Origin of the sequence: Mixta sp., from assembly GCF_024610815.1 — a bacterium.
Lineage (GTDB): Bacteria > Pseudomonadota > Gammaproteobacteria > Enterobacterales > Enterobacteriaceae > Mixta > Mixta calida.
The window spans coordinates 1-26,618 of sequence record NZ_JANION010000064.1 but is presented as its reverse complement, the minus strand read 5'-3'; the positions used below and the strand labels follow the sequence as shown (position 1 = coordinate 26,618).

The window sequence follows — 26,618 nt, the reverse complement described above, 5'->3', positions numbered from 1 at the left end:
GGCTAAAAGGGGGACCCGCATACAGAAGGGTCCCTCTGATTCAACCCACACGCATATCTTTAACTGGATTAAAGATATTTTAAGGGAAGTTTTTCTTATTTCGGCAGCGGAGAAACCAGGTCAAAGAATTGTTCCGCAGTGTTATTAAACCACTCCAGTGTCTTGTCCCAGTCATTTACTAAACCATAAAGACCACCCTCAAGCATGCCAGCGAGTCCAACAATCACAACGCCGCCCAGAGCGCCAATAATACCCACGCCCAGAATACCGCCAGCATTACCACCAATAGTTGCGCCTTTAAGTATGCCAGCCATAAAGCCGGTCATACCACCGATAACCATTGCGCCGAGGCCGCTCCAAAAATCGCCGCCTGAGACTTCATTAATTTCCATTACGGTTAACTGCCGCATAAAAGTTCCTTTTAAATTCTGGTTAAATTCACAATCAAAAATACACTATTACGCCAGTAATAACTGGTAACCAAATATTAAACAATGGATCTTATTTCAACAATAGTAAACAATCCATTATTAATTACTTGTACCCTAACTAAAATACTTTTGCTTTTGTTTTTAGGAAAAAACATTTTCCCTAAAAAACCATTCCTTAATAGCAGGCAACCCTGTAGCCGCCCGCTATATACCTTTTAGCTTTCCTTTTTAGTCAAAATGTTATATTGGCTTTTATCCATTTCCGTTGCGCCGCCTTTGTGCAGCAATATGATCCTGTCGGCACTTAAAATTGTTTCAGGTCGGTGGGCTATTATTATTCTGGTTACGGGCATATTTCTTATTTCTGCATTAATACTGCGCTCGCGTTCAACATCCAGATGGCTTGAGGCTTCATCCAGAATAAGCAGATCCGGCTTACGGTAGAGCGCCCTGGCCAGTAACACGCGCTGTATCTGCCCTCCGGATAATGAAGAACCCATATCACCTACCAGACTATGGTAGCCCATCGGCATCGCGGTAATATCGTCATGTATCTGCGCCATTCTGGCGACATTCTCAATTTGCTCCTGATCGGGCATAGCATCAAAGAAACAAATATTGTCGGCTATAGAACCGGCAAATAGAATATCATCCTGCATTACGCAGCCAATGCGATCGCGATAGTGGCGCATCCCCAGCTTTTTAATATCTATGCCATCAATCTCTATGCTGCCGGATTCCGCCTTCAGTAAGCCCATCATCAGCTTGGCAAGCGTGGTTTTCCCTTGTCCGGAAGGGCCAATAATAGCGACAGATTCACCGGCTGCGATGGAGATATTGCAGTTTTGTATGACGTAAGGTTCCGTTTCACCATAGCGAAAACAGAGATTTTTAATCGTCAGCGAAGGCGCCGCGTTGCCACTATGCGGAACTGCAGGTAGCAGGGTTTCCATATCTTCTTCCTGCTCGGTTAATACAATGTCAGCCAGACGCTCGCCATGCAGGCGCAGCATGGTGAAATCAATAACCGCATCGACCAGCCCAGAAGCACGACCAATAAACTGATCGGAGAAGCTGATAAAGGCGACCATCATCCCGCTGGTGAAGTTGCCTTCCAGCACCTGCAGGGCGGCCATCCATATCAGAACAATGCGCCCGACGCCGGAAATAGCGCCTTGCACAGAGCTGAATCCTATCGACAGGCGCTGGATCGCCACGCCTTTATTAGTGCTTTCCACCAACGCATTAGCGTAGGTAGCGACGCGGATCTCCTGCTTGTTATTCAGCTTAACCGCCTGAACGCCGCGAATAGACTCCAGCAGCTGCGACTGCGCGCGCGCCGATGCGGTGATCTGATCTTCATTCGCCTGACGGAAAGGGCGAAAAGAGATCCAGCGAATGAGGACGTAGGCCACCAGCAGCGCGATGACCAGCCATGCAAGCTTCATGTTGTAAATGAACAGCATACCCAGCGTGACGATCGCCATGACGCCGTCCAGAATAGAACTGATAAAGCGCCCGGTGAGCGTGCTTTGAATCGTGCCAATCGATCCGAAACGCGACAGTACGTCGCCAACGTGCCGCGATTCAAAATAGGACATCGGCAGGCCGAGCAGATGGGAACAGACGTTCGCCGTCCACTGTACGCTAAGCAGGCTGGAAAACCAGGTGGTAACCCAGGAGCGCAGCGCGGATATCGAAACATTCAATAACGTCACGATAATAAAGCCGCTGCCCAACAGCGTCAGCAAATCGTAGTCGGCCGACACCAGCACCTGATCCATGACCCACTGCATGTAGAAAGGCATCAGAATCCCGAACAGCTCCAGCGCGATCGACAAAATCATGACCTGCGTAAAGGCGGCCCGAATGCCGGTCACGTTGCCGATCAGCTTTAGCATGGAAATCGACTGCTTTTCCTGCACCTGGGTAAAGGTCGCACCCGGCAACAGCTCCAGCGCGACGCCGGTAAAACTGCGCGAAACCTCGTCCATGGGAACGTCACGCTTGCCCCGAGCCGGGTCATGAATGGTTATCTTGTCCTTCGAAACGCTTTTCAGCACCACGAAGTGGTTCATTTCCCAGTGCAAAATACAGGGACGGCGCAGTTTGCCCAACTCATCAAGCTCCAGGCGTAGCGCGCGCCCCGCCATGCCCATCTGATGCGCGATAAGCATAACATCCGCCAGCGTCGCGCCTTTCAGCGAGGTAGGGAATCGCTTACGCAGCGTAACCATGTCGATGCTGTGACCGAAATAGTTAGCGATCATCCCGACGCAGGTGAGACCGCATTCCGTCGCCTGGGTCTGCTGCATGACAGGCAGTTTACGTCGCCAGCCAAAATTCAATGCTTCTAAAAACTTCATAGATAAAACAACTCCCTGTCGTTAATTCATGGCCGGTTCAATTAATTGCTCGCCCGCTGCCCTAGCGCATAGAGCGGTTCCAACACCCATTCGTAAAGGTGCCGGGTATCGATAAGGAAGTCCGCTTCCAGCGCGCTGCCGGGGCGGAGCTTTTCCTGATGGCCATAGACATTGATATCCTGTTTATCCAGCGCGACGACCACTCGGTAATGTTGCTCCTGGACATTGTTATTGCCGGTAAGCGTGGCCACTTCCTGCGGTGAAAGCGCGACGCGCGAAACTTCCACCACCTTGCCATATTGCTGACCGAACTTCTGGAAAGGGAAAGCCTGATAGCGCAGCACGACTTTCTGTCCGGGTTTGATAAAGCCGATGGCCCGGCTGCTGACCATAATGCGCGCCTGCAGGTGCCCTTCATCAGGCAGAACGGAAAATAACGTCTGGCCCGCGCTCACCATTTGGCCGGTTTTAGCCATTACAGATCCCACCAGGCCATCTATCGGCGCGCGCAAAACGATGGAGCGTCGGGATTCGTTTTCCGCCATAGACTGCTCCAGCTCGGAAAGGCGCCGCTCAATGTCGTTTTGTTTATTGCGGTTGTTTATCGGCAGCTCACGCAGCTGTTGGCGTGTCTGCGCCAGCTGTTGATCGATATCAATACGCTGACGCGCGATATCCTGCATGCGCGCGTCGGCATCAATGACCGCTGCTTCCTGTTGCTCCACCTGACTGTTAGAGGCATAGCCTTCTTCGCGCATCAGGTTCAGCTTTTTCAGCTGACGACGCGCCAGGCTAGCCTGACGGGTGCGCTGATTTTGCTGTACTTCAAGCTGTTGCAGCTGCGAACTGAGCAACCTTTCGCGCTCCTGAAGCCCTTTTATCGCTTCGGCGAACAGCTTTTCCTGATCTTCGAGATCGATCCGCAGGCGTTCACGTTGCAGCTGCAGCTGCTGGGCCACTTTTTCACGGGTTTGGCCCAACGCCGTAAAGACTTCGGAAGAAACCGTGGCGATAGCGTCGCCTTTTTTAACCTGCTGCCCCTCTTCGACGTTAATATCAATTACAGTACCGGCCGCCATGGAAGCGACATTCATAATCCCTTTCGCCGGCATTAGCTGCCCGATGGCGGTTTCCCGCTTGGTATAGGTGCCGAAGGTGAAGAAAGCGGCGACCGCGATCGCTATAATCCCTACCAGGGAAATAATCAGCCACCGATAAGGCGGGCAATATAAAGCCACGGTGCCGATCATAGAGGTTTTATTCGCCTCTAACGCTTCCTGGCGAAATAAAGATTCACTCATTAATTAACTTCCTTTTTGCGCTAATGGGTAACGTTGATCGTCGGGACAGTGAAATTGCGCTAATACTGAATAGTCCAACTCACCTAATTCCATCGAAAGTTTTAACCTGGCGTTTAAATAGTCATACTGAACCTTGGCCATTTCCTGTAGCGTTCTGTAATAGCCCTGTTCCGCATTTAACTCATCAATAATGGTTCTTAAACCCACTTTCCGGCCATAGGTGGTCGAATTCACTTTATTTTTTGCCGACGTGAGCGCTTTCTCTTCAGCCAGATATTGACTCTGGCCATTTTTCAGCTTCAGCCAGGCCGACTGCGTCTCCTGACGTGCTTTGCGCCGCGCATCCTCCAGCAGGTCTTTACCCTGCTCGCGGCGCTGCGTGGCCTCAATCGACTGAGAGATTTGCGCGCCGCCGGAGAACAACGGCACCGAGACATTCACACCGATAGTGCTGTTACGCGTTTTAGAGGTGCTGCCCATCAGCGTGTCAAAAATATTGTTGCTTTCCGAACGGCTCCAGTTAGTCCCATAGCCAGCCTGAAGCGTGACGACCGGCAAATGCGCACCATGAGCGGCAATCACATCGGCTTTCGCCTGCGCCAGCTGGAAAAGCGCGGCGCGCACGTTGAGATTATTTTGCATCGCCTTCATTTGCAGCGCCTTGTCATCACGAGGAAGCGGCGCACGGATCAGGCAGGACATATTGACCGGCTGGACTTCATCCGGATTCAGGTTGGTAAGACGCGAAAACACCATGCTGGCTTCTTCGAGCGCATTGCGGGCGGCAATTTCATCCGCCACGGCCTTATCATAGTTAGCCTGCGCTTCGTCCCGCTCCAGACGGGTGCCTTCGCCCACTCTGAGCGCCACCTGCGTCTGACTTAGCTGTCTGCTGTAAGCGGCTTTGGCGTTCAGGGCGCTATTGAGCACTTCCCGTTGATATATCACCCGGAAATAGGCTTCAGAGACGTTGGCGATCAGATTTTGCTCCGCCTGCATCAGGGTGATGTCGGCATAATCTGCAATTGCTTCACCCCGTTTCCAGGCGGCATATTTAGAGATATCGAACAGCGGCTGCATCAGGTTTACGCTGAAGTTGTGACGCGTGACGCCGGAGGCGTAATAGGCTTTCGGCTGATCCTGTTTGTTGTACGCCGCATTCAGGCTGATTGTCGGTAGCAGGCCGGCGAAACCCTGGACATTTTTTTGACTGTCGGCTTTTTGCGCATGCCGTGCAGCTTGAATTTCGCTGTCATACAGGCTGGCCGCCAGTACCGCTTCCTGCAAATTGACACCGCTGGCGCTTTGAGACGTTATGCACAGCGCGACGCAAACGCATGCCGTAACAGCGTTGAATTTCCGAAGATTCATTACCAAAATCCTTTTCTGATAAGAATGCAAAATCAAATAATATTATTCATACATGCGTATTGAATTAGCTCACTGTTATTACTTACATTAAGCTTTTTCATAGCGTTATATTTTTGCGTGGCGACAGTACTCACAGCGCGATTTTGCTTTTTGGCAATATTGGAAAGGGAAAGCCCCATCGAATAAAGACGAATAATCTCCCACTCTTTGGCTGTTAAACGATCGTTTTTTTCAACTTCATTCTTAACAATGTTATTAATAAATTTTGACAGGTAAACACCGTTGTGATTTTTGACAAAAATTTCAGTTAACGCTTTTTTTATTTCGCTTACGGAATCGTATTTGCTGATAATCGCATCGGCGCCGTAGCTGATGGCTTTTTTCAAAATAGGTAAGTTATCGTATTCAACATACAGTATTACTTTTGCACCCGGAATGGCGCGTTGAATAGCACGGATTTTGCCTATGCCATAGAACTGTCGGTCATCATTGCAGTAAGACAGATCCGTAATAATGGCGTCTATCTTGTGGCTGCTGGCAGAAATATTATTACCGCCTACATTTAAAGAAAAATCGGAGATAATATTACAACCCAATTCCTCCCTGATATAATCGTAAAGAAAATACTGAATGGCAGGATATTTATCCGATATAGTCAAGTTAATGTCCAACATATTGAGATATCCTTCTCCTTTACCCAGCCGTTAAGACCAGCTCCTTATGGACGATGCTAAATACCGCTAACATCGATTGCCGAAATCATGATTCTTTTCTTCTTAAGAAATAACTTCTGAGCGATTCTAATAGCTTCTTACCTTATTAACAACCCATGTTTCCGCTAAGGTCAATAATGAATAAAAGTAAAGAATCCATTATTATTACTCATCAAGCAGGATATTTTACTACCGCTACAAAACACAATAACCCATTGTTTTTCATTGTAAAAATATTAAAAAGCCGCTATCACCCCTTCCCATTAAAGAGGTAAAATAACTTAATGTTAAAACTATTAACGACGTTCACAAAACAGATTTCATCAGATTAATCTACCCCGTAACGTCGGGAAAAATGAGTTTATAAGACAATTCTTGAATATAATTAAAGACCAATCTTAAGCTGTCATAAATATATGTCCGGCCACACGATCGCCGTGTGTGTTTTATTTTCATTCTATCATTAACGTTTGGTTTAAAGTTTCTTGTCGCCGCCCACCTGCTATCGCAGGAAATCCTTTTCGATGCGCTTTACACCATGCTCAGATAAGCAGGCGGTAAATGCCAGCGACCGCTTCATCTTTATCACCAGTGCGCAAAGAAAAGAAACCCTGCTGCCAGCGCTTTCCGCGGCAATGTGGAAACAATCATGCTGGTGCTGGTGCTGGTGCCGGTTACGGTTACGGTTACGGTTACGGTTACGGTGGTGATGGTTTCAGACAGCCGTTTCTGTGACACATTACCGCTGCGGCTTCCCTGAGCAGATGCGCGCGGCGGGTTAGCAGTCCGGCCGTAGCCAACGAGACCGCGTTTCGCAACGGTAGCCTGCAGGCGGACTACCTGCTCCTGGTCACACGCAGTGGCTGGACACGAGCCCAACGTTCGGTTTTGATACTGAGCAGATTAACCAGCTTTTTTGCCGATAGCCCTGACAGGTGAATGTGCTGGTTAAGCCGGTCTATGGCGTACCCGAAAAACTTTATCCGCGGCTACCGCGCCTCTCTTTTAAAGATGTCTGCAGCCTGGCCTGAACAACGATTTCAACAGGTGCTGCACTCCGGACGCTTTTAAAAAGGCAAATTTAAACCTATTCTGAAAAGCGCCTGGCTAAGGATAAAGCCGGATGCAAACGCTTCAGAAAATTCTTACAATAGCATTGATGATTATCCGACCATTTTCACGGAGCGACAGATGGCAAGTCATTTTGTACGCTGGACGCTTGCCCAAAATCGGGCGGACGTTCATCGTATTCCTGCAGAAGTTGTAGAAAAAGCCCACTTTCTCAGCGAAAAACGTCGAAGCCGTTATCTGGCGGCGCGCATGTTGCTGGCCGAACTGATGCTGCGCGTGTATGGAATGCCGCAGCTGCCGGGATTAACCACCACCGTTAATGGCCGTCCCTGTTTTATCGATCCCGATCTGCCTGATTTCAGCATTGCCTATGCCGGTAATGTTATTGGCGTGCTGCTGGCGGAAGAACAGAGCCGCGCCGGGCTGGATATGGAAATGGTGCGCGCGCACAGCCGTCAAACAGTGGAACACCATCTGCAGCACCTTTCTTCGGGCGAAAAGGCCTGGATCAATGCGCAGCAGGACCCGCTGGAAGCGATTACGCAAATCTGGACGCTGCGCCAGAGCATCCTCAAATTAACCGGTGAAAACAGCGATGGCGGCAGCTCTCTGCAACTTCATCCCGCCTCAGGCCGCCTGCGCTCACAAGTTTTTCCCGACGTACAGGCGGTGTGCGATGTCGAACCGCTGCTGATCTGGTCATGCGCGCTTTCTCCCACCACCAGCCGTCTGCGCCTGTGGGAAATCGACGACGCCCATAACTGGAACGCGCTGCGAGATATTGAGTTGAATAAAACGAATATGGAGCAGCAAATGCTACGGCTGACCAGCATGCCGCTGGAAAGGCAGCTGCAGCGCCAGGGCTGCAGCCGTATGGAGATCAGTGGGAATCGATAAAAGCGATTTTCAGTACGAACAGCAGCGCCACTACGACTACGCAGGGACTGATTTCACGCCAGCGTCCCGTACCCGCCTTCATTACGCAGTAAGCGATAAAGCCCAGGGCAATGCCTTCGGTAATTGAGAAGCTAAACGGCATCATCGCCGCCGTCACGAACGCTGGCACCGCCTCGGTGAGATCGTCCCATTTCACGCGCGCCAGGCTGGAAGTCATCAGCACGCCAACATAAATCAGCGCGCCCGCTGCGGCGTAGCCGGGCACCATTGATGCCAGCGGCGACAGGAACATCACCAGCAGGAACAGAATGCCGGTCACCACTGCCATCAAACCGGTGCGTCCGCCGACGGAAACGCCGGAAGAGCTTTCGATGTAAGCGGTCACCGACGAGGTGCCGATAGCGGCGCCAGCCACAGAGCTGACGCTGTCAACCAGCAACGCCTGCTTCATACGCGGGAATTTGCCGTCTTTATCCGCCAGGCCCGCTTTATCTGTCACGCCGATCAGTGTGCCGGAGGAGTCGAACAGGTTAACCAGCATAAAAGAGAAAATTACGCCCGCCATGCTGATATTTAACGCGCCGCCCAGATCGACCTGCCCGATAACGGAGCCGACAGAAGGCGGCGCGGAGAAGATGCCGCTGTATTTCACATCGCCCAGCATCAGACCGGCCAGCGTGGTCACCACAATTGAGATCAGCACGGCCGCATGGACGTTGCGTGAAGCCAGCACCGCGATAATAAAGAAGCCCAGCGCCCCCAGCAGTACGCTATGCGACGTCAAATCGCCCACCGTCACCAGCGTGGCCTCATTGCCCACGATAATACCGGCGTTTTTCAGCCCCATCAGCGCGATAAACAACCCGATCCCGGCGGTGATGCCGGTACGCAGGCTAAGCGGGATATTGGCGATCATCCAGTAGCGCACGCGGAACAGCGTCAGCAGCAGCAGGCCCGTCGCGCCCCAGAAAATGGCCCCCATGCCGACCTGCCATGAATAGCCCATCGCGCCCACCACGACGAAAGCGAAAAAGGCATTCAGCCCCATCGCCGGCGCCAGTGCTACCGGCAGGTTGGCGATAACCCCCATCAGAATGCTGCCCAGCGCGGCGATCAGGCAGGTCGTCACGAAAACGGCCTGCGTATTCATGCCGGCGGCGCCGAGGATCTGCGGGTTTACAAAGACGATGTAAACCATCGTCAGGAAAGTGGTAAAACCGGCAATCACTTCGGTTCGCACCGTCGTGCCATGTTCCTCAAGTCGGAACAGCCGCTGTAATAAGCCTTGTTTAGTCATGTGTTACATCCGAACGGGAAAAGAGGTCGCAGCGTATGCTAGCGATTTTGGCTCAACAGTACACTGATTTTTCGCAAACGGTTGCGGTTTGCCTTAAATCACCGCTGAACGGGTCGCATTCTGCGCGCAGTCGGTTAAAGTGGAGCAAGTAATATCATTAAGGATGACGTATAAATGAGCATTGAATGTCTGTTTTTTGACTGCGACGGGACGCTGGTGGACAGCGAACGCCTTTGTACCCAGGCCTATGTCGATACCTTCGCCCGCTACGGCGCTGAACTGTCGCTACAGGAGATGTTTGAAAAGTATAAGGGCGTCAAGCTCTACGACATTATCGCTGATGTCCGTCGCCAGCATCCGCTGAATGCGCCGGTAGAGGAGATTGAGCGGGAATATCGTCAACAGGTGGCGCATCTTTTTAATGCGCATCTGCAACCTATTCCGGGCGCAAGAGCGCTACTGGAACGGATCTGCGTGCCGATGTGCGTGGTCTCCAACGGCACCGTGCCGAAGATGCAGCATTCGTTGGGACTGACCGATATGCTCTCCTTTTTTGATGATCGGTTGTACAGCGGCTACGATATCGGCCACTGGAAGCCGGACCCGCAGCTGATGTTTCACGCGGCGCAGCAGATGCAGGTGCCAATTGAGCGCTGCGCGTTGATCGATGACTCCGAAGCGGGCGCCAACGCTGGCATCGCGGCGGGCATCCCGGTATTTTACTACTGCGCCGACGCCCATAATCGGCCTATCGATCATCCGCTGGTGACGCCTTTCGACGATCTGGCGCAGCTGCCCGCGCTGTGGCGCGAGCGCGGTTGGTCGCTGACGCGTTAAGGGGATTATTGGTCGGAAGAGAAGGGAAAGCTCAACCGCGCGGTAAAAGGCGCGCGGTTGAGGATGAGCCGCTTAATGGGAAATCAGGCCGGGCTGCTGCCGTTTTCGTCGCCCGCCAACAGCTTGTCCAGCCGGTCGCCGCCGACGTGGCGGAAATCCTGACCTTTGACGAAATAGAAAATAATCTCGCAGATATTCTGACAGCGATCGCCGATACGCTCGATGGCGCGCGCGCAGAACAGCGCGGTCAGCACGCTGGGAATAGTACGCGGATCTTCCATCATATAGGTCATCAGCTGGCGCACGATGCCCTCATACTCCTGGTCGACTTTTTTATCTTCGCGGTAAATCTCAATCGCCGCGCTTAAATCCATGCGCGCGAAGGCGTCCAGCACGTCATGCAGCATCTGAATAGTATGGTGGCCCAGCGATTCCAGGCTGACCAGCAGCGGCTGATGCTGTTGACCAAACTTCTCCAGCGCCGTGCGGCTGATCTTCTCCGCTACATCGCCGATGCGCTCCAGCTCGGAAATGGTTTTGATGATCGCCATGACCAGGCGCAGATCGCTGGCGGTCGGCTGCCGCTTGGCAATAATGCGCACGCAGGCTTCATCGATCTCCACTTCCATCATGTTGACCTTCTGATCGCCATCGATCACGCGCAACGCCCGCTCGCCATCCTGATTATGCATCGCAGTGATGGCGTCGGTGAGCTGCTGCTCCACCAGCCCGCCCATGATCATCACCTGGGTGCGAATATGTTCAAGCTCAGCGTTAAACTGGCCGGAGATATGTTTGTTCAGGTTTAAATTATCCATACAGGTCTCCAGTTAACCATAACGGCCAGTAATGTAGTCTTCAGTCTGCTTCTGATGCGGCTTCGTAAACAGGGTGTCAGTGTCGCTGAACTCGATCAGCTCGCCCAGATACATAAAGGCGGTATGGTCGGAACAGCGCGCCGCCTGCTGCATATTGTGCGTCACGATCACCACGGTGTAATCCTGCTTCAGCTCGGTGATCAGCTCTTCGATACGACCGGTAGAGATCGGGTCCAGCGCTGAGCAGGGCTCGTCCAGCAGCAGTACTTCCGGGCGAATGGCGATACCGCGCGCGATGCAGAGTCGCTGCTGCTGGCCGCCGGAGAGACTGTAACCGCTCTGATGCAGCTTGTCTTTGGTTTCATTCCACAGCGCCGCTTTACTCAGCGCCCACTGTACGCGCTCATCCATCTCCGCGCGCGGAAGCTTTTCAAACAGGCGTACGCCGAAGGCGATATTGTCGTAAATCGACATCGGGAACGGCGTCGGCTTCTGAAACACCATGCCGACGCGGGCGCGCAGCAGCGCGATATCCTGCGACTCGGTAAGAATATTTTCGCCATCCAGCAGAATCTCACCCTCGGCGCGCTGCTCCGGGTAAAGCGAAAACATCTTATTGAAGGTGCGCAGCAGGGTAGATTTACCGCAGCCGGACGGTCCGATAAAGGCGGTGACCTGGTTTTTGGCAATATCCAGATTGATGTTTTTCAGCGCATGGAATTTACCGTAGTAAAAGTTCAGATCGCGAACCTGAATTTTGCCGGATGACTGATTAACCATAGTTTTCTCTTTCTCTTAACGCCGCGCCGCTGTCGCGTCACGGTGAATTAATGTTTCGATTTGGCAAAAATCACACGCGCCAGAATGTTCAGCAACAGGACGCACAGCGTGATTAACAGAACGCCAGCCCAGGCCAGACTTTGCCATTCGGCGAAAGGGCTCATGGCGAACTTAAAGATGGTGACCGGCAGGTTGGCCAGCGGCTGCATCATGTCGGTGCTCCAGAACTGGTTCGACAGCGAGGTAAACAGCAGCGGGGCGGTCTCGCCGGCGATACGCGCTATGGCCAGCAGGACGCCGGTGATAATCCCGGATACCGACGCTTTCAGCGTAATGGCGGAGATCATTTTCCATTTCGGCGTACCCAGCGCGTAGGCTGCTTCACGCAGGCTGTCCGGCACCAGCTTTAGCATATTTTCCGTGGTGCGAATCACGATGGGCACCTGCAGCAGCGCCAGCGCGATCACGCCCGCCCAGCCGGAAAAGTGCTGCATCTGCGCGACGACCAGGGTGTAAACGAACAGCCCGACGACAATGGACGGCGCCGACAGCAGGATATCGTTAATAAAACGGATCACTTCGGCCAGCCAGGATTTGCGGCCATACTCCGCCAGGTAGATCCCAGCCATAATGCCCAGCGGGGTGCCGAACAGCGTCGCCCAGAGGATCAGCAGGCCGCTGCCGGCGATGGCGTTAGCCAGCCCGCCGCCAGCGGTATTCGGCGGCGGCGTCATTTCAGTAAACAGCGCCAGCGAAAAGCCGTCGACACCACGCGTAATGGTGGTGAACAGAATCCACACCAGCCAGAACAGGCCGAACGCCATCGTCAGCATCGACAGCGTCAGGGCAATTTTGTTACGGATGCTGCGACGCGCCTGCATTTTGCGGCGTGACGCCTGCAACTCGGCGCGGGCATGCAGATCGAGTGTAGTCATGAGCGCGCCCCTTCACTTTTCGCCAGTCGTAAAATCATCAGCTTGGAAATCGCCAGCACGATAAAGGTGATGACAAACAGGATCAGCCCCAGCTCCATTAGCGCGGCGACATGCACGCCTGATTCCGCCTCGGCAAACTCATTCGCCAGCGCGGAGGTGATACTGTTGCCCGGCATATAGAGCGATACGCTGTCGAGCTGATAGGTGTTACCGATAATAAAGGTCACCGCCATGGTTTCGCCTAGCGCACGTCCCAGACCGAGCATCACGCCGCCGATCACGCCGTTCTTGGTGAAGGGCAGCACGATGCGCCAGATGACTTCCCATGTGGTGCAGCCGATGCCGTAAGCAGACTCTTTCATCATCACCGGCGTCTGCTCGAACACGTCGCGCATTACCGAAGCGATATAGGGAATGATCATGATCGCCAGAATCACGCCCGCCGCGAGGATGCCGATGCCAAACGCCGGGCCTTCAAACAGGGCACCGACGAAAGGAATGCTGGAGAGCACGTTGCCCACCGGCGTCTGAAAATATTCAGCGAACAAAGGCGCGAAGACAAACAGTCCCCACATGCCGTACACGATGCTGGGAATCGCCGCCAACAGTTCGATCGCCACGCCCAGCGGGCGGCGCAGCCAGCCTGGCGCCAGCTCGGTCAGGAACAGCGCGATGCCGAAGCTGACCGGTACGGCGATCAGCAGTGCGATCAGGGAGGTCACGACGGTGCCGTAGATGGGCACCAGCGCGCCAAAGTTTTCATTCGGGGCATCCCACTCTTTATTCCACAGGAAAGAGAAACCGAATTTCTCGATGCTGGGCCAGGAGGAGAAGAGCAGGGAGATAATGATGCCGCCAAGCAACAAAAGCACGATCAGCGCAGCCAGTTTGACCAGCGCGCCAAAAATAATGTCACCTTGTTTTCCTGGGGCCTTAAATGTCGGCCTGGATTCAGCCATAAAAGTCTCGACAGAAGAAATTCACAGGGGCGGCATTCAGCCGCCCGGATACTGCGGGCCGGTTCAGCCGGCCCCTGCGACGGTGCGTACACCGTTAAATCATTACTGGTACAGCGCCTTACCGGAGCTGTCTTTAATCTGCGCTTTCCAGTCAGAGCGGATCTGCTCAACAACCTCATCCGGCAGCGTTGCATAATCCAGGCTGGTCGCCGTCTTATCGCCGTCTTTATAAGCCCAGTCGAAGAATTTCAGCACTTCAGCACCTTTTTCCGCGTTGGTCTGGTTCTTGTACATCAGGATGAAGGTGGTGGTGGTGATCGGCCACGCGTCTTTTCCTTTCTGATTGGTCAGATCCTGCGCGTAGGATTTGCTCCAGTCAGCGCCTTTCGCCGCATTGCTAAAGGTTTCCTCCGTCGGAGAGACCGGCTGACCATCGGCATCGATCAGTTTGGTGTAGCTCAGCTTGTTCTGCTTGGCGTAGGCGTATTCTACATAGCCGATGGAGCCAGGCAGACGCTGAACGAAGGCGGCGATGCCGTCGTTGCCTTTACCGCCCAGACCGGTCGGCCAGTTTACGGTATTGCCTTTGCCGACTTTCTCGCTCCACTCCTGATTCACTTTAGAGAGGTAGCTGGTAAAGACGAATGAGGTGCCTGAACCGTCAGCGCGACGCACGACCGCGATATTGGTTTCCGGTAGCTTCAGTCCAGGGTTCAGTTTGGCGATCGCCGGGTCATTCCACTTTTTGATTTTGCCCAGGTAGATATCGCCAACGGTCTGTCCGTCCAGTGTCAGCTGACCGGATTGCACGCCAGGCAGGTTTACCGCCAGCACCACGCCGCCAATCACGGTCGGGAACTGGAACAGGCCGTTTTTCTGCAGATCTTCATCTTTCATGGGCGCATCGGACGCACCAAAATCAACCGTTTTCGCAATGATTTGCTTCACGCCGCCGGAAGAACCAATCCCCTGGTAGTTGATTTTACTGCCGGTCGCTTGCTGATAATCTGCTGCCCACTTGGCATAAACCGGAGCCGGGAAGGTACCACCAGCGCCTGTCAGATCGGTGGCTGCGAATGCAGAAACCGCGCTCAGGGAAAGGGTGGCGGCAACAAGTTTGGCTACGGTGCTACGCATCAGTGTCATATTCCCTCCGGGGGAGTAAAAGTCAGGTTATATGCCGTTTTAGTAAGAATGAGTATTGCTGCTGGAGGGAAAATAGGACAGTTTGGTGACAGCGGGATGTAAGAAATATGACAGTTATATGACAGCACCCGCTTTTAAGTTTTCTTAGGGAAAAAGAGGGATGAAAAGCGCATTTAAGATTATCGCCTGCGGCCTACTGCTGAACACGGCTGCTTCGTTACAGGCGGAAGATAGCGTAGTTTACGAGACTACTGGTAATGACAACGATCACCCCTTCGCAACCCTGTACAAAACACCGAACCAAACAGAAACAGGAAAAAGTGCTTTTTCAGGCCAGCACTTAAAAGAGATAAAGCGAAAAACAGAACGGCTTGAAAACAGCAAAGTGAAATGACTTCCGAATTATCGATGAAAACCCAGTAAATCAACGATCTTAAAAGAGAAACAGAGACGTTAAACGGAAAGATAAATAAAAATAACGCGTTAATCCCGTTGCTGATGGGATTAACGCATTGTGCTGCAACCTTACCGTTTGCGGTTACTCTACCGTTACCGATTTCGCCAGGTTGCGCGGCTGGTCCACGTCGGTGCCTTTAATCAGCGCGACGTGGTAAGAGAGCAGCTGTAGCGGCACAGTGTAGAAGATGGGTGCGATAACCTCTTCCACATGCGGCAAAGAAATAATCTTCATGCCTTCGCTGTCGGCAAAGCCCGCATCGCTATCGGCGAACACATACAGCAGACCACCGCGCGCGCGCACCTCTTCGATGTTGGACTTCAGTTTTTCCAGCAGCTCGTTGTTCGGCGCCACGACGATGACCGGCATATCGGCATCGATCAGCGCCAGCGGGCCGTGCTTCAGCTCGCCCGCCGCGTAGGCCTCCGCATGAATGTAAGAGATCTCTTTCAGCTTCAGCGCGCCTTCCATCGCGATCGGATACTGATCGCCACGGCCCAGGAACAGCGCATGATGCTTGTCGGAGAAATCTTCCGCCAGCGCTTCAATCATCTTATCCTGCGCCAGCATCTGCTCGATACGGCTCGGCAACGCCTGCAGCGCGTGAACGATATCCTGTTCAACCTGCGCGTCCGCGCCTTTCAGACGACCAATTTTCGCCACCAGCATCAGCAGTACGGTGAGCTGGGTGGTGAAAGCTTTGGTCGAAGCCACGCCGATTTCCGTGCCAGCCTTAGTCATGAGCGCCAGATCGGATTCACGCACCAGCGACGAACCCGCCACGTTGCAGATGGCCAGCGAGCCCAGATAGCCCAGCTCTTTCGACAGGCGCAGCGCCGCCAGCGTATCAGCGGTTTCACCGGACTGCGACAGAGTAATCAACAGGCTATTTTTACGCACCGCCGATTTGCGGTAGCGAAATTCAGAGGCGATCTCGACGTCGCACGGCACGTTCGCCAGCGACTCAAACCAGTAACGCGCCACCATGCCGGAATTATAGGAGGTGCCGCAGGCGATAATCTGGATATGTTCAACCCGGCTCAGCAGGTCGTTCGCGCCCGCACCCAGCTCGGAGAGATCGACCTCGCCGTGGCTGAAGCGTCCGCTCAGGGTGTTTTTGATCGCGTTGGGCTGCTCGTAGATCTCTTTCTGCATATAGTGACGGTAAACGCCTTTGTCACCTGCGTCATACTGCACGTTAGATTCGATCTCGTTGCGTTTCACCGCGACGCCTGCGCGGTCGACGATAGTGATCTCACGACGCGTGACCTCAGCGATATCGCCTTCTTCCAGGTAGATAAAGCGACGGGTCACCGGCAACAGCGCCAGCTGATCGGAGGCGATAAAGTTTTCGCCGACGCCGCAGCCGATCACCAGCGGGCTGCCTGAACGCGCAGCCACCAGCAGCGACGGATCGCGGCTGTCCATAATCACCATGCCGTAAGCGCCGCGCAGCTGAGGGATCACGCGCTGGACCACTTCACGCAGGCTGCCGCCCTGTTTCTGCTCCCAGTGCACCAGATGCGCGACCACTTCCGTATCGGTTTCGGACGCGAAGCGGTAACCCCGCTCGATCATCAGCTCACGCAGCGGCTCATGGTTTTCAATGATGCCGTTATGTACGATGACAATATGTTCAGAGATATGCGGGTGCGCATTCGCTTCGGAAGGCTCGCCGTGAGTGGCCCAACGGGTATGAGCGATACCGGTGCCGCCGATCAGCGGATGCTGCTCCGCAGCTTCAGCCAGCTTTTGCACCTTGCCTACGCGACGCAGGCGAGTAACGTGCCCTTGTCGATCCACCACCGCCAGGCCGGCGGAGTCATAGCCGCGATACTCCAGACGGCGCAAACCTTCCAGCAGTATCTCCGCGATATCACGTTGCGCTACCGCGCCAACAATTCCACACATAGTTTTATTCCTGACTCATGGCGCTCATGCGCCATTTGCGTTGTCATCTGACCTGATGATCCGACGTTGTCGGTTCCCCTGAGCCTTGTAGAGAGCGGGGTTATATACGCCTCATACTTCAGGCTGCCTGTGCGTTGGCTTTGCTCGCTCACGCCGGACGCTTACCTGAGTAAGCGTCCGGCAATGCACAGCATTGCTGCCTTCATGCAACCTGAATGATTTAGCGTTTTTTTATTTTTTCTTTACCGGGCGTTGCCAGCCCGGCTTCTGAATCTGTTCTTTACGGTTATAAACCAGCTCGCCAGCGGTCACATCTTTCATGATGGTGGTGCCGGCGGCAATGGTGGCGCCGCTGGCGACCGTGACCGGCGCCACCAGCTGCGTATCGGAGCCAACAAAGACGTCATCGCCGATAATCGTTTTCGATTTATTGGCGCCGTCATAGTTGCAGGTAATGGTGCCGGCGCCGATATTGACCCCGGAGCCGATCTCCGCGTCGCCCAGATAGCTGAGATGACCCGCTTTCGAGCCTTTGCCCAGCATCGCCTTTTTCATTTCCACGAAATTGCCGACGTGCGCCGCTTCGCCAAGCTGGCTGCCCGGACGTAAACGCGCAAAGGGGCCGACGGTGCAGTCTGCGGCCAGTTCGGCATCTTCAATCACGCTGTAGGGGCTGATTTCGCAACCGTCGCCGATAAAGCTGTTTTTAATTACGCAGCCCGCGCCGATCTTCACGTTACTGCCCAGCGTGACGCGACCTTCAAGGATAACGTTGCTGTCGATTTCGACGTCGCGGCCATGCTGCAACTCGCCGCGCAGATCGAAACGGGCCGGATCGCGCAACATAACGCCCGCCAGCAGAAGCTTCTCCGCCTGCTCGGCCTGATAAATACGCTCAAGCGTCGCCAGTTGCAGGCGGTTATTCACGCCTTCGGTTTCGCTAATGCGCGTCGGCTGTACGGTTTCGATGCGACGGCCTTCCGCCCAGGCAAGCGCGATGATATCGGTAATGTAATATTCGCCCTGCGCATTGTTGTTGTTCAGCTGGCTCAGCCAGCGTTTCAGATCGCCGCCGTTGGCCACCAGGATGCCGGTGTTAATCTCCTGAATCGCCAGCTGTTGCGGCGAAGCGTCTTTCTGCTCGACGATGCCGGTTACCAGGCCATTTTCACGCACGATGCGGCCGTAGCCGGTGGGATTGTCCAGCGTGACCGTCAGCAGGCCGATGCCGCCCTGCGGCTTCGCCGTACGCAGCCGCGCCAGCGTGTCCACGGTGATGAGCGGCACGTCGCCGTACAGCATCAGGATATCTTCATCATCGGCAAAGAAGGGCGCAGCCTGCTGCATCGCATGTCCTGTCCCTAACTGTTCAGCCTGTAAGACCCAGTTCAGCGCATCGTCGCGCAGCGCTGCCTTCAGCAGCTCGCCGCCGTGGCCGTAAACGAGGTTGATTGCGCGCGCGCCAAGCCCCTTCGCCGCATCAATAACGTGTTGAACCATAGGCTTTCCTGCCAGAGCGTGCAGGACTTTAGGAAGATCGGAATACATGCGGGTTCCCTTGCCGGCGGCAAGGATCACCACGCTCATTGCGCTATTAGACATGGCTATCCTGATTAAATTTTTACAGTTGAAAGTTAAACGGTTTCGCTGCGAGATTACTACATTTTTCTCATAACAAAATTAACCGGCTTTCGGTGAATCGTTGTCGCAAAGAATGCATTGAGTCTGGCGATAAATCCAACAAAAAAAGGCGCTTTTCAACGGCTTAATTTTAGCTGTGCAGCAAGAAGGGGAGAGGGCGGAGGAGATAAAAAATGCCAGCCCGTTAGGGCTGGCATGATGAACTGCTGTTAAGCCTGATTACATCGCTTTCTTGGTCAGTTCGATGACGCGCAGCTTCGCGATGGCTTTCGCCAGTTCGGCTGAAGCCTGAGCATAGTCCACATCTCCATGGGCTTTGTTGATATGCTCTTCCGCTTTGCGTTTCGCTTCCAGCGCGCGCGCTTCATCAAGGTCGGTACCGCGAATCGCCGTATCAGCCAGAACGGTAACCGAACCCGGCTGAACTTCCAGCACGCCGCCAGAGAGATAAATAAACTCTTCTTCGCCGTGCTGTTTAACGATACGCACCATACCAGGCTTAATGGCGGTCAGCAGCGGCGTGTGGCCAGGGAAAATCCCCAGCTCGCCTTCGCTGCCGGACACCTGAATTTTCTGCACCAGGCCGCTGAACATTTGCTGTTCCGCGCTGACAACATCCAGGTGATAAGTCATAGCCATAGTTAACCTCCCGGAAAACCGCCCCCTTATCCTTCAGGTCGCCAGCTGTCCCGCTTTCCCGAATCGCCGGTTAAAACAGACGATCCGGAATGAAGGCGCCGCAGCCTGAGGGACTCAGGGGAAATAATTACAGTTTCTTCGCTTTTTCCACGGCTTCTTCGATGGCGCCAACCATGTAGAAGGCCTGCTCTGGCAGGTGGTCGAATTCACCTTCCATAATGCCTTTAAAGCCACGGATGGTGTCTTTCAGCGGAACGTATTTGCCCGGAGAACCGGTGAATACTTCTGCCACGAAGAACGGCTGAGACAGGAAGCGCTGAATCTTACGGGCACGCGCCACCAGCAGTTTGTCGTCTTCAGACAGTTCGTCCATACCCAGGATGGCGATGATGTCTTTCAGTTCCTGGTAACGCTGCAGAATAGACTGCACGCCACGCGCGGTGTCGTAGTGCTCCTGACCAACAACCAGCGGGTCCAGCTGACGGCTGGTGGAGTCCAGCGGGTCAACGGCCGGGTAGATACCCAGAGACGCGATCTGACGGCTCAGCGTAACGGTTGAGTCGAGGTGGGCGAAGGTGGTCGCCGGAGACGGGTCAGTCAAGTCATCCGCAGGGACGTATACGGCCTGTACGGAGGTGATTGAACCGGTCTTGGTGGAGGTAATACGCTCCTGCAGCACGCCCATCTCTTCCGCCAGCGTCGGCTGATAGCCTACTGCGGACGGCATACGACCCAGCAGCGCGGAGACTTCGGTACCGGCCAGGGTGTAACGGTAGATGTTATCGATGAACAGCAGTACGTCGCGGCCTTCATCACGGAATTTTTCCGCCATGGTCAGGCCGGTCAGCGCCACGCGCAGACGGTTGCCCGGCGGCTCGTTCATCTGGCCGTAGACCAGCGCAACTTTGTCGATTACGTTGGAGTCGGTCATTTCGTGGTAGAAGTCGTTACCCTCACGAGTACGCTCGCCCACACCGGCGAATACCGAGTAACCTGAGTGCTCAGCCGCGATGTTACGGATCAGCTCCATCATGTTTACGGTTTTACCAACGCCCGCGCCGCCGAACAGACCGACTTTACCGCCCTTGGCGAACGGACACATCAGGTCGATAACCTTGATGCCGGTTTCCAGCAGTTCCTGGGAGTTGGACTGATCTTCGTAAGAAGGCGCCGCGCGGTGAATAGAGGCGATCTCTACTGCGCTGCCGTCTTCTTCTTTCAGCTCGCCTTTCATGTCGATCGGCTCACCCAGCACGTTCATGATACGGCCCAGGGTAGCTTTACCTACCGGCACCTGAATCGGCTTTTTAAGGTCGGTCACTTCCAGGCCACGCTTCAGGCCGTCAGACGTACCCATTGCGATGGTACGTACTACGCCGCCGCCCAGCTGCTGCTGCACTTCCAGCACCAGACGCGCATCACCATTTTTAACCTCAAGGGCGTTGTACACCTGCGGTACAGCGTCCTGAGGGAACTCGACGTCAACTACGGCGCCGATGATCTGGACAATCTTTCCAGTTGCCATCTTGAATCCTCTACCTAATTCGTTTCTACCCATCGTCATTGTCTAAGCGCGTAACGCTTAGCGGCGCTGCTGGCGGCGATTAGCCTCAGGCTGCCGCGACAATGACAGGGTATACCTGGTTAAACCGCGGAGGCCCCCGAGACGATCTCGGTAAGTTCCTGGGTGATGCTGGCCTGACGAGCCTTGTTGTAAACCAACTGCAGCTCTTTGATCAGGTTGCCGCCGTTGTCGGTCGCCGCTTTCATCGCCACCATACGCGCGGCCTGTTCGCTGGCCAGGTTTTCCACAACACCCTGATAAACCTGAGATTCGACATAACGACGCAGCAGGGTGTCCAGCAGCGATTTCGGATCAGGTTCGTACAGGTAATCCCAGGTTTTTCTCTTCAACTCTTCTTCCCCTTCCGCTGGCGGTAACGGCAGCAGTTGGGTGATAGTTGGAGTCTGGGACATGGTGTTGTTAAATTTGTTGCTGACCACATACAGCTTGTCGAGACGACCTTCGTCATACGCCTGCAGCATGACCTTCACCGGGCCGATCAGTTCGGACAGGGAAGGGTTATCTCCCATGCCGGTAACCTGCGCCACGACGTTGCCGCCTACAGAACCGAAGAAAGCCAGCCCCTTGGAACCGATAATCGCCAGATCGCTCTGAACGCCTTTGTCGGACCAGGTTTTCATCTCTGCCAGCAATTTTTTGAACAGGTTAATGTTCAAACCACCACAAAGCCCGCGGTCGGTAGAAACGACCAAATAGCCGACGCGCTTAACGTCGCGCTCTTCCAGGTAAGGGTGCTTGTATTCCAGATTACCCAGCGCAATGTGACCAATCACTTTGCGCATGGTATCTGCATACGGACGGCTGGCCGCCATGCGTTCCTGCGTTTTACGCATTTTGGAGGCGGCGACCATTTCCATCGCTTTAGTGATTTTCTGCGTATTTTTTACGCTTCCAATCTTGTTACGTATCTCTTTTGCGCCGGCCATTAGCTTCTCCTCAAAGCCTTGCGGCCTGCCTTTTCAGACAAGCCGCCAGACATTACCAGGACTGGGTTGCTTTAAACGTTTCGAGGAGGCCTTTCAGCTTCTCTTCGATTTCGTTGTTGTAGTTACCAGTTTGGTTGATTTCCTGCATCAGCTCAGCGTGTTCGCGATCGGCATACGCCAGCAGCGCAGCTTCGAAGCTACCGATTTTCGCCAGCTCGACGTCGTTCAGGTAACCACGTTCGGCAGCGAACAGCACCAGACCCTGTTGGGCGACGGACATCGGCGCATACTGTTTCTGCTTCAGCAGCTCAGTCACTTTCTGACCGTGGCTCAGCTGCTTGCGGGTCGCGTCGTCCAGGTCGGAAGCGAACTGAGAGAACGCAGCCAGTTCACGATACTGCGCCAGCGCAGTACGGATGCCGCCGGACAGTTTTTTCACGATCTTGGTCTGTGCGGCGCCACCAACACGGGATACGGAGATACCCGGGTTAACGGCCGGACGGATGCCGGAGTTGAACAGGTTAGATTCCAGGAAGATCTGACCATCGGTAATCGAGATTACGTTGGTCGGAACGAACGCGGAAACGTCACCCGCCTGCGTTTCGATGATCGGCAGGGCGGTCAGTGAGCCGGTTTTACCTTTCACTTCACCTTTGGTAAACGCTTCAACATATTCAGCGTTTACGCGGGAGGCGCGCTCCAGCAGGCGAGAGTGGAGATAGAACACGTCGCCAGGAAACGCTTCACGGCCCGGCGGACGGCGCAGCAGCAGAGAAATCTGACGGTAAGCAACGGCCTGTTTGGACAGGTCATCGTATACGATCAGCGCGTCTTCGCCGCGGTCGCGGAAGTATTCGCCCATCGCGCAGCCGGCGTACGGCGCCAGGTATTGCAGCGCAGCGGATTCAGAAGCGGACGCCACCACGACGATGGTGTTCGCCAGCGCGCCATGCTCTTCCAGCTTGCGCACCACGTTAGCGATGGTAGACGCTTTCTGGCCGATAGCGACGTATACGCATTTGATGCCGGAGTCGCGCTGGTTGATGATGGCGTCGATAGCCAGAGCGGTTTTACCGGTCTGACGGTCGCCGATGATCAGCTCACGCTGGCCGCGACCGATTGGAATCATCGCATCGACAGATTTGTAGCCCGTCTGAACCGGCTCATCAACGGATTGACGATCGATAACGCCCGGCGCGATAACTTCAACCGGAGAGAAACCGTCATGCTCAACCGGACCTTTACCGTCGATAGCTTCACCCAGGGTGTTCACTACGCGGCCCAGCAGGCCGCGGCCAACCGGAACTTCCAGGATACGGCCGGTGCATTTCACTTTCATGCCTTCGGCGAGGTCAGCATACGGACCCATCACCACCGCACCTACGGAGTCGCGCTCCAGGTTCAGGGCGATAGCGTAGCGGTTGCCCGGCAGCGCGATCATCTCACCCTGCATCACATCGGCCAGGCCGTGTACGCGGATGATGCCGTCGCTGACGGAAACGATAGTACCTTCATTGTGAGCTTCGCTCACGACATTGAACTGAGCAATGCGCTGCTTGATCAGTTCGCTGATTTCGGTGGAATTCAGTTGCATATGCTCCAGTCCCCTTAAGACTGCAAGACGTCTGCGAGACGTTCAAGACGGCCGCGTACGCTACCATCAATGACCATATCACCCGCCTGGATGATAACGCCTGCCATTACAGACTTATCGATTTTGCAATTCAGCTTAACTTTGCGTGACAGACGCTTTTCCATTGCGGCGCTGATTTTCGTCAGCTGCTCGTCGCTCAGCGCACTGGCAGAGATGACATCAACTTCAGCGGTTGCCTCCCAGGCGTCACGCAGTTGAATGTATTGCTCCAGTACTGCCGGCAGCGCGGACAAACGTCCGTTTTCCGCCATAACCTTGATAAGGTTCTGACCTGCTTCGTCGAGTTGGTCACCACAGACTGCGATGAACGAGGCAGATAAGGTTTCCGGCGCCAACGCGCCGGAAACCAATTCGGCCATCTGTTCGTTGCGAGCGACTTCTGCAGCGAACGTCAGCATTTGCTGCCAACGGTCGATGCTTTGATGCTCAACGGCAAAGTCAAAAGCTGCTTTGGCGTAGGGGCGAGCTACAGTAATCAGTTCAGACATCAGCCCCTCCCTCCTTACAGTTCAGCGACCAGTTTATCTACGATGTCGCTGTTAGCAGCTTCATCCACGGAACGTTCGATGATTTTCTCGGCGCCGGCCACAGCCAGCATCGCGACTTGCTTACGCAACTCTTCACGCGCACGTTTACGCTCGGCTTCAATTTCCGCCTGCGCCTGTGCCACGATCTTGTTACGTTCCTGCTCAGCTTCAGCTTTCACTTCGTCCAGGATCTGAGCGCGGCGTTTGTTCGCCTGCTCGATGATGACCTGAGCTTCTTCTTTCGCTTTTTTCAGCTGGTCGGTCGCAGTTGCCTGTGCGAGATCCAAATCTTTTTTGGCGCGTTCTGCAGAAGCAAGGCCTTCAGCGACTTCTTTCTGGCGCTTTTCGATGGCAGCCATAATCGGCGGCCATACGTACTTCATGCAGAACAGGACAAACAGGACGAACGCGATGGCCTGGCCGAGGATTGTTGCGTTAAGGTTCACAGCACAATGCCTCTCGTTAAGTTAACTTACTCTGCCGTTATCGAAGACAACCCGCAGAATCCGCTCATCGTCTGACGTTTACCACGTCAGGCCGATGAACTCTTGTTTGGCCTTGTCGCTTAACCTGCGACGGCAAACATCACGTACAGACCCAGACCTACAGCGATCATCGGGATAGCATCCACCAGACCCATAACAACAAAGAACTGCGTACGCAGCAGAGGGATCAGATCCGGTTGACGCGCGGCGCCTTCCAGGAATTTACCTCCGAGGATGCCGATACCGATCGCAGCACCGATTGCCGCCAGGCCCATCATCACAGCGGCAGCCATGTACAGCAGATCCATATTCAGGTTTTCCATGACAGTCTCCAGTTTGTTTCAGTTAAAACGCAGTAGTGTGAATAAAAAATCAATGTTCTTCGGATGCCATCGACAGATAGACAATCGTCAAGACCATGAAAATGAAAGCCTGCAGCGAAATGATCAGGATGTGGAAAATGGCCCAAGGCACACTCAGAACCCACTGTGACCACCACGGCAACAGACCCGCAATCAGGATAAAGATCAGTTCACCCGCATACATGTTGCCGAACAGTCGCAGACCGAGAGAAACCGGTTTGGACAGCAGGCTCACGCCTTCCAGAATCAGGTTGATAGGAATGAACAGCGGATGATTAAAGGGTTGCAGGGTAAGCTCTTTAGCGAAACCACCAACACCTTTCATTTTGAAGCTGTAGAACAGAATCAAAATAAAGACGCCCAGCGCCATGGAGAGCGTAACGTTAACGTCAGCGGACGGCACAACGCGCAGCGCAGGCAGACCAAAGACATGCTCACCGATATATGGCAGAAAATCGATTGGCAGCAGATCCATAAAGTTCATCAGGAAGACCCAGACGAAAATGGTCAGCGCCAGCGGGGCGATAAGTTTGCTTTTACCGTGGTACATATCGCGGACGTTTCCGTCAACGAAGCCGACCACCAGCTCAATAGCTGCCTGTAATTTCCCCGGAACGCCGCTGGTGACGCTGTTGGCCACTTTACGGAACAGCACCAGGAAAATCAGACCCAGCACCACGGAGAAAAACATGGAATCAATATTTAATACCCAAAACGTCGCCGGAGCGTCGTGCGGATTCACCAGCTCGAAAGTACGCAGGTCCAACTGAAGGTTGTTCAGGTGGTGACCTATGTAATCTTGCGGAGTAGAGATTTCTCCTGCAGCCATGATGCCTCTTACCCTTTGTTGTTAATTACAGCCGGTGCCACAATCTGAACCACCAGCACCGATAACCAGGTCAGCCCGACCGGCACGAACACCGCATCAAGCACGCCCAGCGCCAGAATGAGCAAAACAATGGTGACAAACACTTTCAGCGCTTCGCCGAGCGCGAAGCTCCAGGCAATACGCCCTTTAGCAGGTGCTTGCGCGCCCAGGCGCCAGGCCAAAATCACGAACAACACGTTTGGCAGCCAGGCTGCCAGTCCACCTGCGATGGCAGATGCGCCCCAGCTGATATCTTTAAGGGCAAAACAGAGCGCGCCGATAACGAGCAAAGTCGCCAGCTGCCACAGCAGCACGGTCCGGGCTAATTTCACACTGTAAAGAGACACTGACATGACGCTGAAACTCTCCTGCCCCGATCGAGGTATGTCGCGTGTCGTATAAAACTGCCTTTGCTCTTTTGAGTCAAGCAGCAAAAAACGAGCAAATTATACGGGCCGCACCTGCGATTTCAATCGATAAGTAGCGAAAAGGTGAACAATTATTTAAATTTCTTTCGACAGCCCTATTTTTTAAAACTCGTTGACGAAGGTAACCGGAAGCCTGATACAACAATTCCGTCAACTTTGTGCTCATAAAGCGTGCGATAGATCACAATTCGTTAATATCCTGCTGATATATCG

Annotated in this window: 26 protein-coding genes; 3 read left to right on the top strand and 23 right to left on the bottom strand. The window is 54.0% G+C overall.

The genetic code is table 11. The features are described from left to right. Nucleotides 1-95: 95 nt before the first annotated feature. The 6 genes from MYY08_RS04090 to MYY08_RS04065 form a co-directional block, all read right to left on the bottom strand. Nucleotides 96-410, bottom strand: a complete 315-nt coding sequence (locus tag MYY08_RS04090; RefSeq protein WP_038629310.1) for a hypothetical protein — start codon at nt 408-410, stop codon at nt 96-98. Nucleotides 411-646: 236 nt separating this feature from the next. Next, entirely contained in the window at nt 647-2,797 is a 2,151-nt protein-coding gene (locus MYY08_RS04085; protein WP_038629308.1) for a peptidase domain-containing ABC transporter, read from the bottom strand. A gap of 41 nt (nt 2,798-2,838) precedes the next feature. After that, a complete protein-coding gene (locus MYY08_RS04080; RefSeq protein WP_038629305.1) occupies nt 2,839-4,098 on the bottom strand; it encodes an HlyD family secretion protein in 1,260 nt (419 codons plus the stop codon). A gap of 3 nt (nt 4,099-4,101) precedes the next feature. After that, a complete protein-coding gene (locus tag MYY08_RS04075) occupies nt 4,102-5,469 on the bottom strand; it encodes a TolC family outer membrane protein (protein ID WP_288013345.1) in 1,368 nt (455 codons plus the stop codon). Between the two features lie 32 nt (nt 5,470-5,501). Continuing rightward, a complete protein-coding gene (locus MYY08_RS04070; RefSeq protein WP_052133977.1) occupies nt 5,502-6,143 on the bottom strand; it encodes a LuxR C-terminal-related transcriptional regulator in 642 nt (213 codons plus the stop codon). Between the two features lie 624 nt (nt 6,144-6,767). After that, nucleotides 6,768-6,920 (bottom strand): hypothetical protein, encoded by a 153-nt coding sequence (locus tag MYY08_RS04065; RefSeq protein ID WP_288013341.1) that lies wholly within the window; start codon nt 6,918-6,920, stop codon nt 6,768-6,770. A 453-nt stretch (nt 6,921-7,373) separates the two neighbouring features. Here MYY08_RS04065 and MYY08_RS04060 point away from each other — a divergent pair, with 453 nt between their 5' ends. Then, nucleotides 7,374-8,150, top strand: coding sequence for a 4'-phosphopantetheinyl transferase family protein (locus MYY08_RS04060; RefSeq protein WP_288013339.1), 777 nt, complete (start codon nt 7,374-7,376; stop codon nt 8,148-8,150). Here the strand turns inward: MYY08_RS04060 and MYY08_RS04055 are convergent. After that, nucleotides 8,134-9,447, bottom strand: coding sequence for an NCS2 family permease (locus MYY08_RS04055; RefSeq protein WP_084970077.1), 1,314 nt, complete (start codon nt 9,445-9,447; stop codon nt 8,134-8,136). The two genes, MYY08_RS04060 and MYY08_RS04055, sit on opposite strands and share 17 nt — an antisense overlap. Before the next feature lie 174 nt (nt 9,448-9,621). Here MYY08_RS04055 and yieH point away from each other — a divergent pair, with 174 nt between their 5' ends. Beyond that, nucleotides 9,622-10,284: a 6-phosphogluconate phosphatase gene (gene yieH / locus MYY08_RS04050; RefSeq protein ID WP_084970078.1), complete on the top strand. Its 663-nt coding sequence runs from the start codon at nt 9,622-9,624 to the stop codon at nt 10,282-10,284. A gap of 83 nt (nt 10,285-10,367) precedes the next feature. On the opposite strand, the gene phoU is transcribed toward yieH, so the two are convergent. From phoU to pstS, 5 genes are all read right to left on the bottom strand, one after another. Continuing rightward, nucleotides 10,368-11,102 (bottom strand): phosphate signaling complex protein PhoU, encoded by a 735-nt coding sequence (gene phoU, locus MYY08_RS04045; protein ID WP_038629298.1) that lies wholly within the window; start codon nt 11,100-11,102, stop codon nt 10,368-10,370. A 12-nt stretch (nt 11,103-11,114) separates the two neighbouring features. After that, a complete protein-coding gene (gene pstB, locus MYY08_RS04040) occupies nt 11,115-11,882 on the bottom strand; it encodes a phosphate ABC transporter ATP-binding protein PstB (RefSeq protein ID WP_038629296.1) in 768 nt (255 codons plus the stop codon). Nucleotides 11,883-11,929: 47 nt separating this feature from the next. After that, entirely contained in the window at nt 11,930-12,817 is an 888-nt protein-coding gene (gene pstA, locus MYY08_RS04035; protein ID WP_038629293.1) for a phosphate ABC transporter permease PstA, read from the bottom strand. Beyond that, nucleotides 12,814-13,776, bottom strand: a complete 963-nt coding sequence (gene pstC / locus MYY08_RS04030; protein WP_038629291.1) for a phosphate ABC transporter permease PstC — start codon at nt 13,774-13,776, stop codon at nt 12,814-12,816. The genes pstA and pstC overlap by 4 nt, the downstream gene beginning before the upstream one ends. Before the next feature lie 102 nt (nt 13,777-13,878). Further along, entirely contained in the window at nt 13,879-14,922 is a 1,044-nt protein-coding gene (pstS, locus tag MYY08_RS04025) for a phosphate ABC transporter substrate-binding protein PstS (RefSeq protein ID WP_038629289.1), read from the bottom strand. A 160-nt stretch (nt 14,923-15,082) separates the two neighbouring features. Between pstS and MYY08_RS04020 the strand changes: the two genes are divergently transcribed. Further along, on the top strand, nt 15,083-15,316 hold the full coding sequence (locus tag MYY08_RS04020) for a hypothetical protein (RefSeq protein ID WP_038629287.1): 234 nt from the start codon (nt 15,083-15,085) through the stop codon (nt 15,314-15,316). Nucleotides 15,317-15,460: 144 nt separating this feature from the next. Here the strand turns inward: MYY08_RS04020 and glmS are convergent, their stop codons facing one another. The 11 genes from glmS to atpI all read right to left on the bottom strand — a co-directional run bounded on the left by glmS (nt 15,461) and on the right by atpI (nt 26,330). Then, nucleotides 15,461-17,290 (bottom strand): glutamine--fructose-6-phosphate transaminase (isomerizing), encoded by a 1,830-nt coding sequence (gene glmS / locus MYY08_RS04015; RefSeq protein ID WP_038629285.1) that lies wholly within the window; start codon nt 17,288-17,290, stop codon nt 15,461-15,463. A gap of 231 nt (nt 17,291-17,521) precedes the next feature. Beyond that, nucleotides 17,522-18,892 (bottom strand): bifunctional UDP-N-acetylglucosamine diphosphorylase/glucosamine-1-phosphate N-acetyltransferase GlmU, encoded by a 1,371-nt coding sequence (glmU, locus tag MYY08_RS04010; RefSeq protein ID WP_038629283.1) that lies wholly within the window; start codon nt 18,890-18,892, stop codon nt 17,522-17,524. A gap of 258 nt (nt 18,893-19,150) precedes the next feature. Next, nucleotides 19,151-19,570: a F0F1 ATP synthase subunit epsilon gene (locus MYY08_RS04005; RefSeq protein ID WP_038629281.1), complete on the bottom strand. Its 420-nt coding sequence runs from the start codon at nt 19,568-19,570 to the stop codon at nt 19,151-19,153. A gap of 127 nt (nt 19,571-19,697) precedes the next feature. Next, on the bottom strand, nt 19,698-21,095 hold the full coding sequence (gene atpD, locus MYY08_RS04000) for a F0F1 ATP synthase subunit beta (protein WP_084970082.1): 1,398 nt from the start codon (nt 21,093-21,095) through the stop codon (nt 19,698-19,700). Nucleotides 21,096-21,214: 119 nt separating this feature from the next. Continuing rightward, a complete protein-coding gene (gene atpG / locus MYY08_RS03995) occupies nt 21,215-22,081 on the bottom strand; it encodes a F0F1 ATP synthase subunit gamma (protein ID WP_038629276.1) in 867 nt (288 codons plus the stop codon). Nucleotides 22,082-22,133: 52 nt separating this feature from the next. Further along, complete coding sequence (gene atpA, locus MYY08_RS03990; RefSeq protein WP_038629274.1) at nt 22,134-23,675, bottom strand: F0F1 ATP synthase subunit alpha; 1,542 nt, start codon at nt 23,673-23,675, stop codon at nt 22,134-22,136. A gap of 14 nt (nt 23,676-23,689) precedes the next feature. Continuing rightward, nucleotides 23,690-24,223 (bottom strand): F0F1 ATP synthase subunit delta, encoded by a 534-nt coding sequence (gene atpH, locus MYY08_RS03985; protein ID WP_038629272.1) that lies wholly within the window; start codon nt 24,221-24,223, stop codon nt 23,690-23,692. A gap of 14 nt (nt 24,224-24,237) precedes the next feature. Beyond that, a complete protein-coding gene (gene atpF / locus MYY08_RS03980) occupies nt 24,238-24,708 on the bottom strand; it encodes a F0F1 ATP synthase subunit B (RefSeq protein WP_038629270.1) in 471 nt (156 codons plus the stop codon). Nucleotides 24,709-24,827: 119 nt separating this feature from the next. Next, nucleotides 24,828-25,070, bottom strand: coding sequence for a F0F1 ATP synthase subunit C (gene atpE, locus MYY08_RS03975; protein ID WP_038629267.1), 243 nt, complete (start codon nt 25,068-25,070; stop codon nt 24,828-24,830). A 49-nt stretch (nt 25,071-25,119) separates the two neighbouring features. After that, nucleotides 25,120-25,938 carry a F0F1 ATP synthase subunit A gene (atpB, locus tag MYY08_RS03970; protein WP_038629264.1) on the bottom strand — a complete coding sequence of 273 codons (819 nt, stop codon included), beginning with the start codon at nt 25,936-25,938 and terminating at the stop codon, nt 25,120-25,122. Nucleotides 25,939-25,946: 8 nt separating this feature from the next. Beyond that, nucleotides 25,947-26,330 (bottom strand): F0F1 ATP synthase subunit I, encoded by a 384-nt coding sequence (gene atpI / locus MYY08_RS03965; RefSeq protein WP_038629262.1) that lies wholly within the window; start codon nt 26,328-26,330, stop codon nt 25,947-25,949. Nucleotides 26,331-26,618: the final 288 nt, after the last annotated feature.

Bases quoted from the DNA above. Each gene is read 5' to 3' on its own strand.
- MYY08_RS04090 (WP_038629310.1), bottom strand. From the start codon at position 410: ATGCGGCAGTTAACCGTAATGGAAATTAATGAAGTCTCAGGCGGCGAT.
- MYY08_RS04085 (WP_038629308.1), bottom strand. From the start codon at position 2,797: ATGAAGTTTTTAGAAGCATTGAATTTTGGCTGGCGACGTAAACTGCCT.
- MYY08_RS04080 (WP_038629305.1), bottom strand. From the start codon at position 4,098: ATGAGTGAATCTTTATTTCGCCAGGAAGCGTTAGAGGCGAATAAAACC.
- MYY08_RS04075 (WP_288013345.1), bottom strand. From the start codon at position 5,469: ATGAATCTTCGGAAATTCAACGCTGTTACGGCATGCGTTTGCGTCGCG.
- MYY08_RS04070 (WP_052133977.1), bottom strand. From the start codon at position 6,143: ATGTTGGACATTAACTTGACTATATCGGATAAATATCCTGCCATTCAG.
- MYY08_RS04060 (WP_288013339.1), top strand. From the start codon at position 7,374: ATGGCAAGTCATTTTGTACGCTGGACGCTTGCCCAAAATCGGGCGGAC.
- MYY08_RS04055 (WP_084970077.1), bottom strand. From the start codon at position 9,447: ATGACTAAACAAGGCTTATTACAGCGGCTGTTCCGACTTGAGGAACAT.
- yieH (WP_084970078.1), top strand. From the start codon at position 9,622: ATGAGCATTGAATGTCTGTTTTTTGACTGCGACGGGACGCTGGTGGAC.
- phoU (WP_038629298.1), bottom strand. From the start codon at position 11,102: ATGGATAATTTAAACCTGAACAAACATATCTCCGGCCAGTTTAACGCT.
- pstB (WP_038629296.1), bottom strand. From the start codon at position 11,882: ATGGTTAATCAGTCATCCGGCAAAATTCAGGTTCGCGATCTGAACTTT.
- pstA (WP_038629293.1), bottom strand. From the start codon at position 12,817: ATGACTACACTCGATCTGCATGCCCGCGCCGAGTTGCAGGCGTCACGC.
- pstC (WP_038629291.1), bottom strand. From the start codon at position 13,776: ATGGCTGAATCCAGGCCGACATTTAAGGCCCCAGGAAAACAAGGTGAC.
- pstS (WP_038629289.1), bottom strand. From the start codon at position 14,922: ATGACACTGATGCGTAGCACCGTAGCCAAACTTGTTGCCGCCACCCTT.
- MYY08_RS04020 (WP_038629287.1), top strand. From the start codon at position 15,083: ATGAAAAGCGCATTTAAGATTATCGCCTGCGGCCTACTGCTGAACACG.
- glmS (WP_038629285.1), bottom strand. From the start codon at position 17,290: ATGTGTGGAATTGTTGGCGCGGTAGCGCAACGTGATATCGCGGAGATA.
- glmU (WP_038629283.1), bottom strand. From the start codon at position 18,892: ATGTCTAATAGCGCAATGAGCGTGGTGATCCTTGCCGCCGGCAAGGGA.
- MYY08_RS04005 (WP_038629281.1), bottom strand. From the start codon at position 19,570: ATGGCTATGACTTATCACCTGGATGTTGTCAGCGCGGAACAGCAAATG.
- atpD (WP_084970082.1), bottom strand. From the start codon at position 21,095: ATGGCAACTGGAAAGATTGTCCAGATCATCGGCGCCGTAGTTGACGTC.
- atpG (WP_038629276.1), bottom strand. From the start codon at position 22,081: ATGGCCGGCGCAAAAGAGATACGTAACAAGATTGGAAGCGTAAAAAAT.
- atpA (WP_038629274.1), bottom strand. From the start codon at position 23,675: ATGCAACTGAATTCCACCGAAATCAGCGAACTGATCAAGCAGCGCATT.
- atpH (WP_038629272.1), bottom strand. From the start codon at position 24,223: ATGTCTGAACTGATTACTGTAGCTCGCCCCTACGCCAAAGCAGCTTTT.
- atpE (WP_038629267.1), bottom strand. From the start codon at position 25,070: ATGGAAAACCTGAATATGGATCTGCTGTACATGGCTGCCGCTGTGATG.
- atpB (WP_038629264.1), bottom strand. From the start codon at position 25,938: ATGGCTGCAGGAGAAATCTCTACTCCGCAAGATTACATAGGTCACCAC.
- atpI (WP_038629262.1), bottom strand. From the start codon at position 26,330: ATGTCAGTGTCTCTTTACAGTGTGAAATTAGCCCGGACCGTGCTGCTG.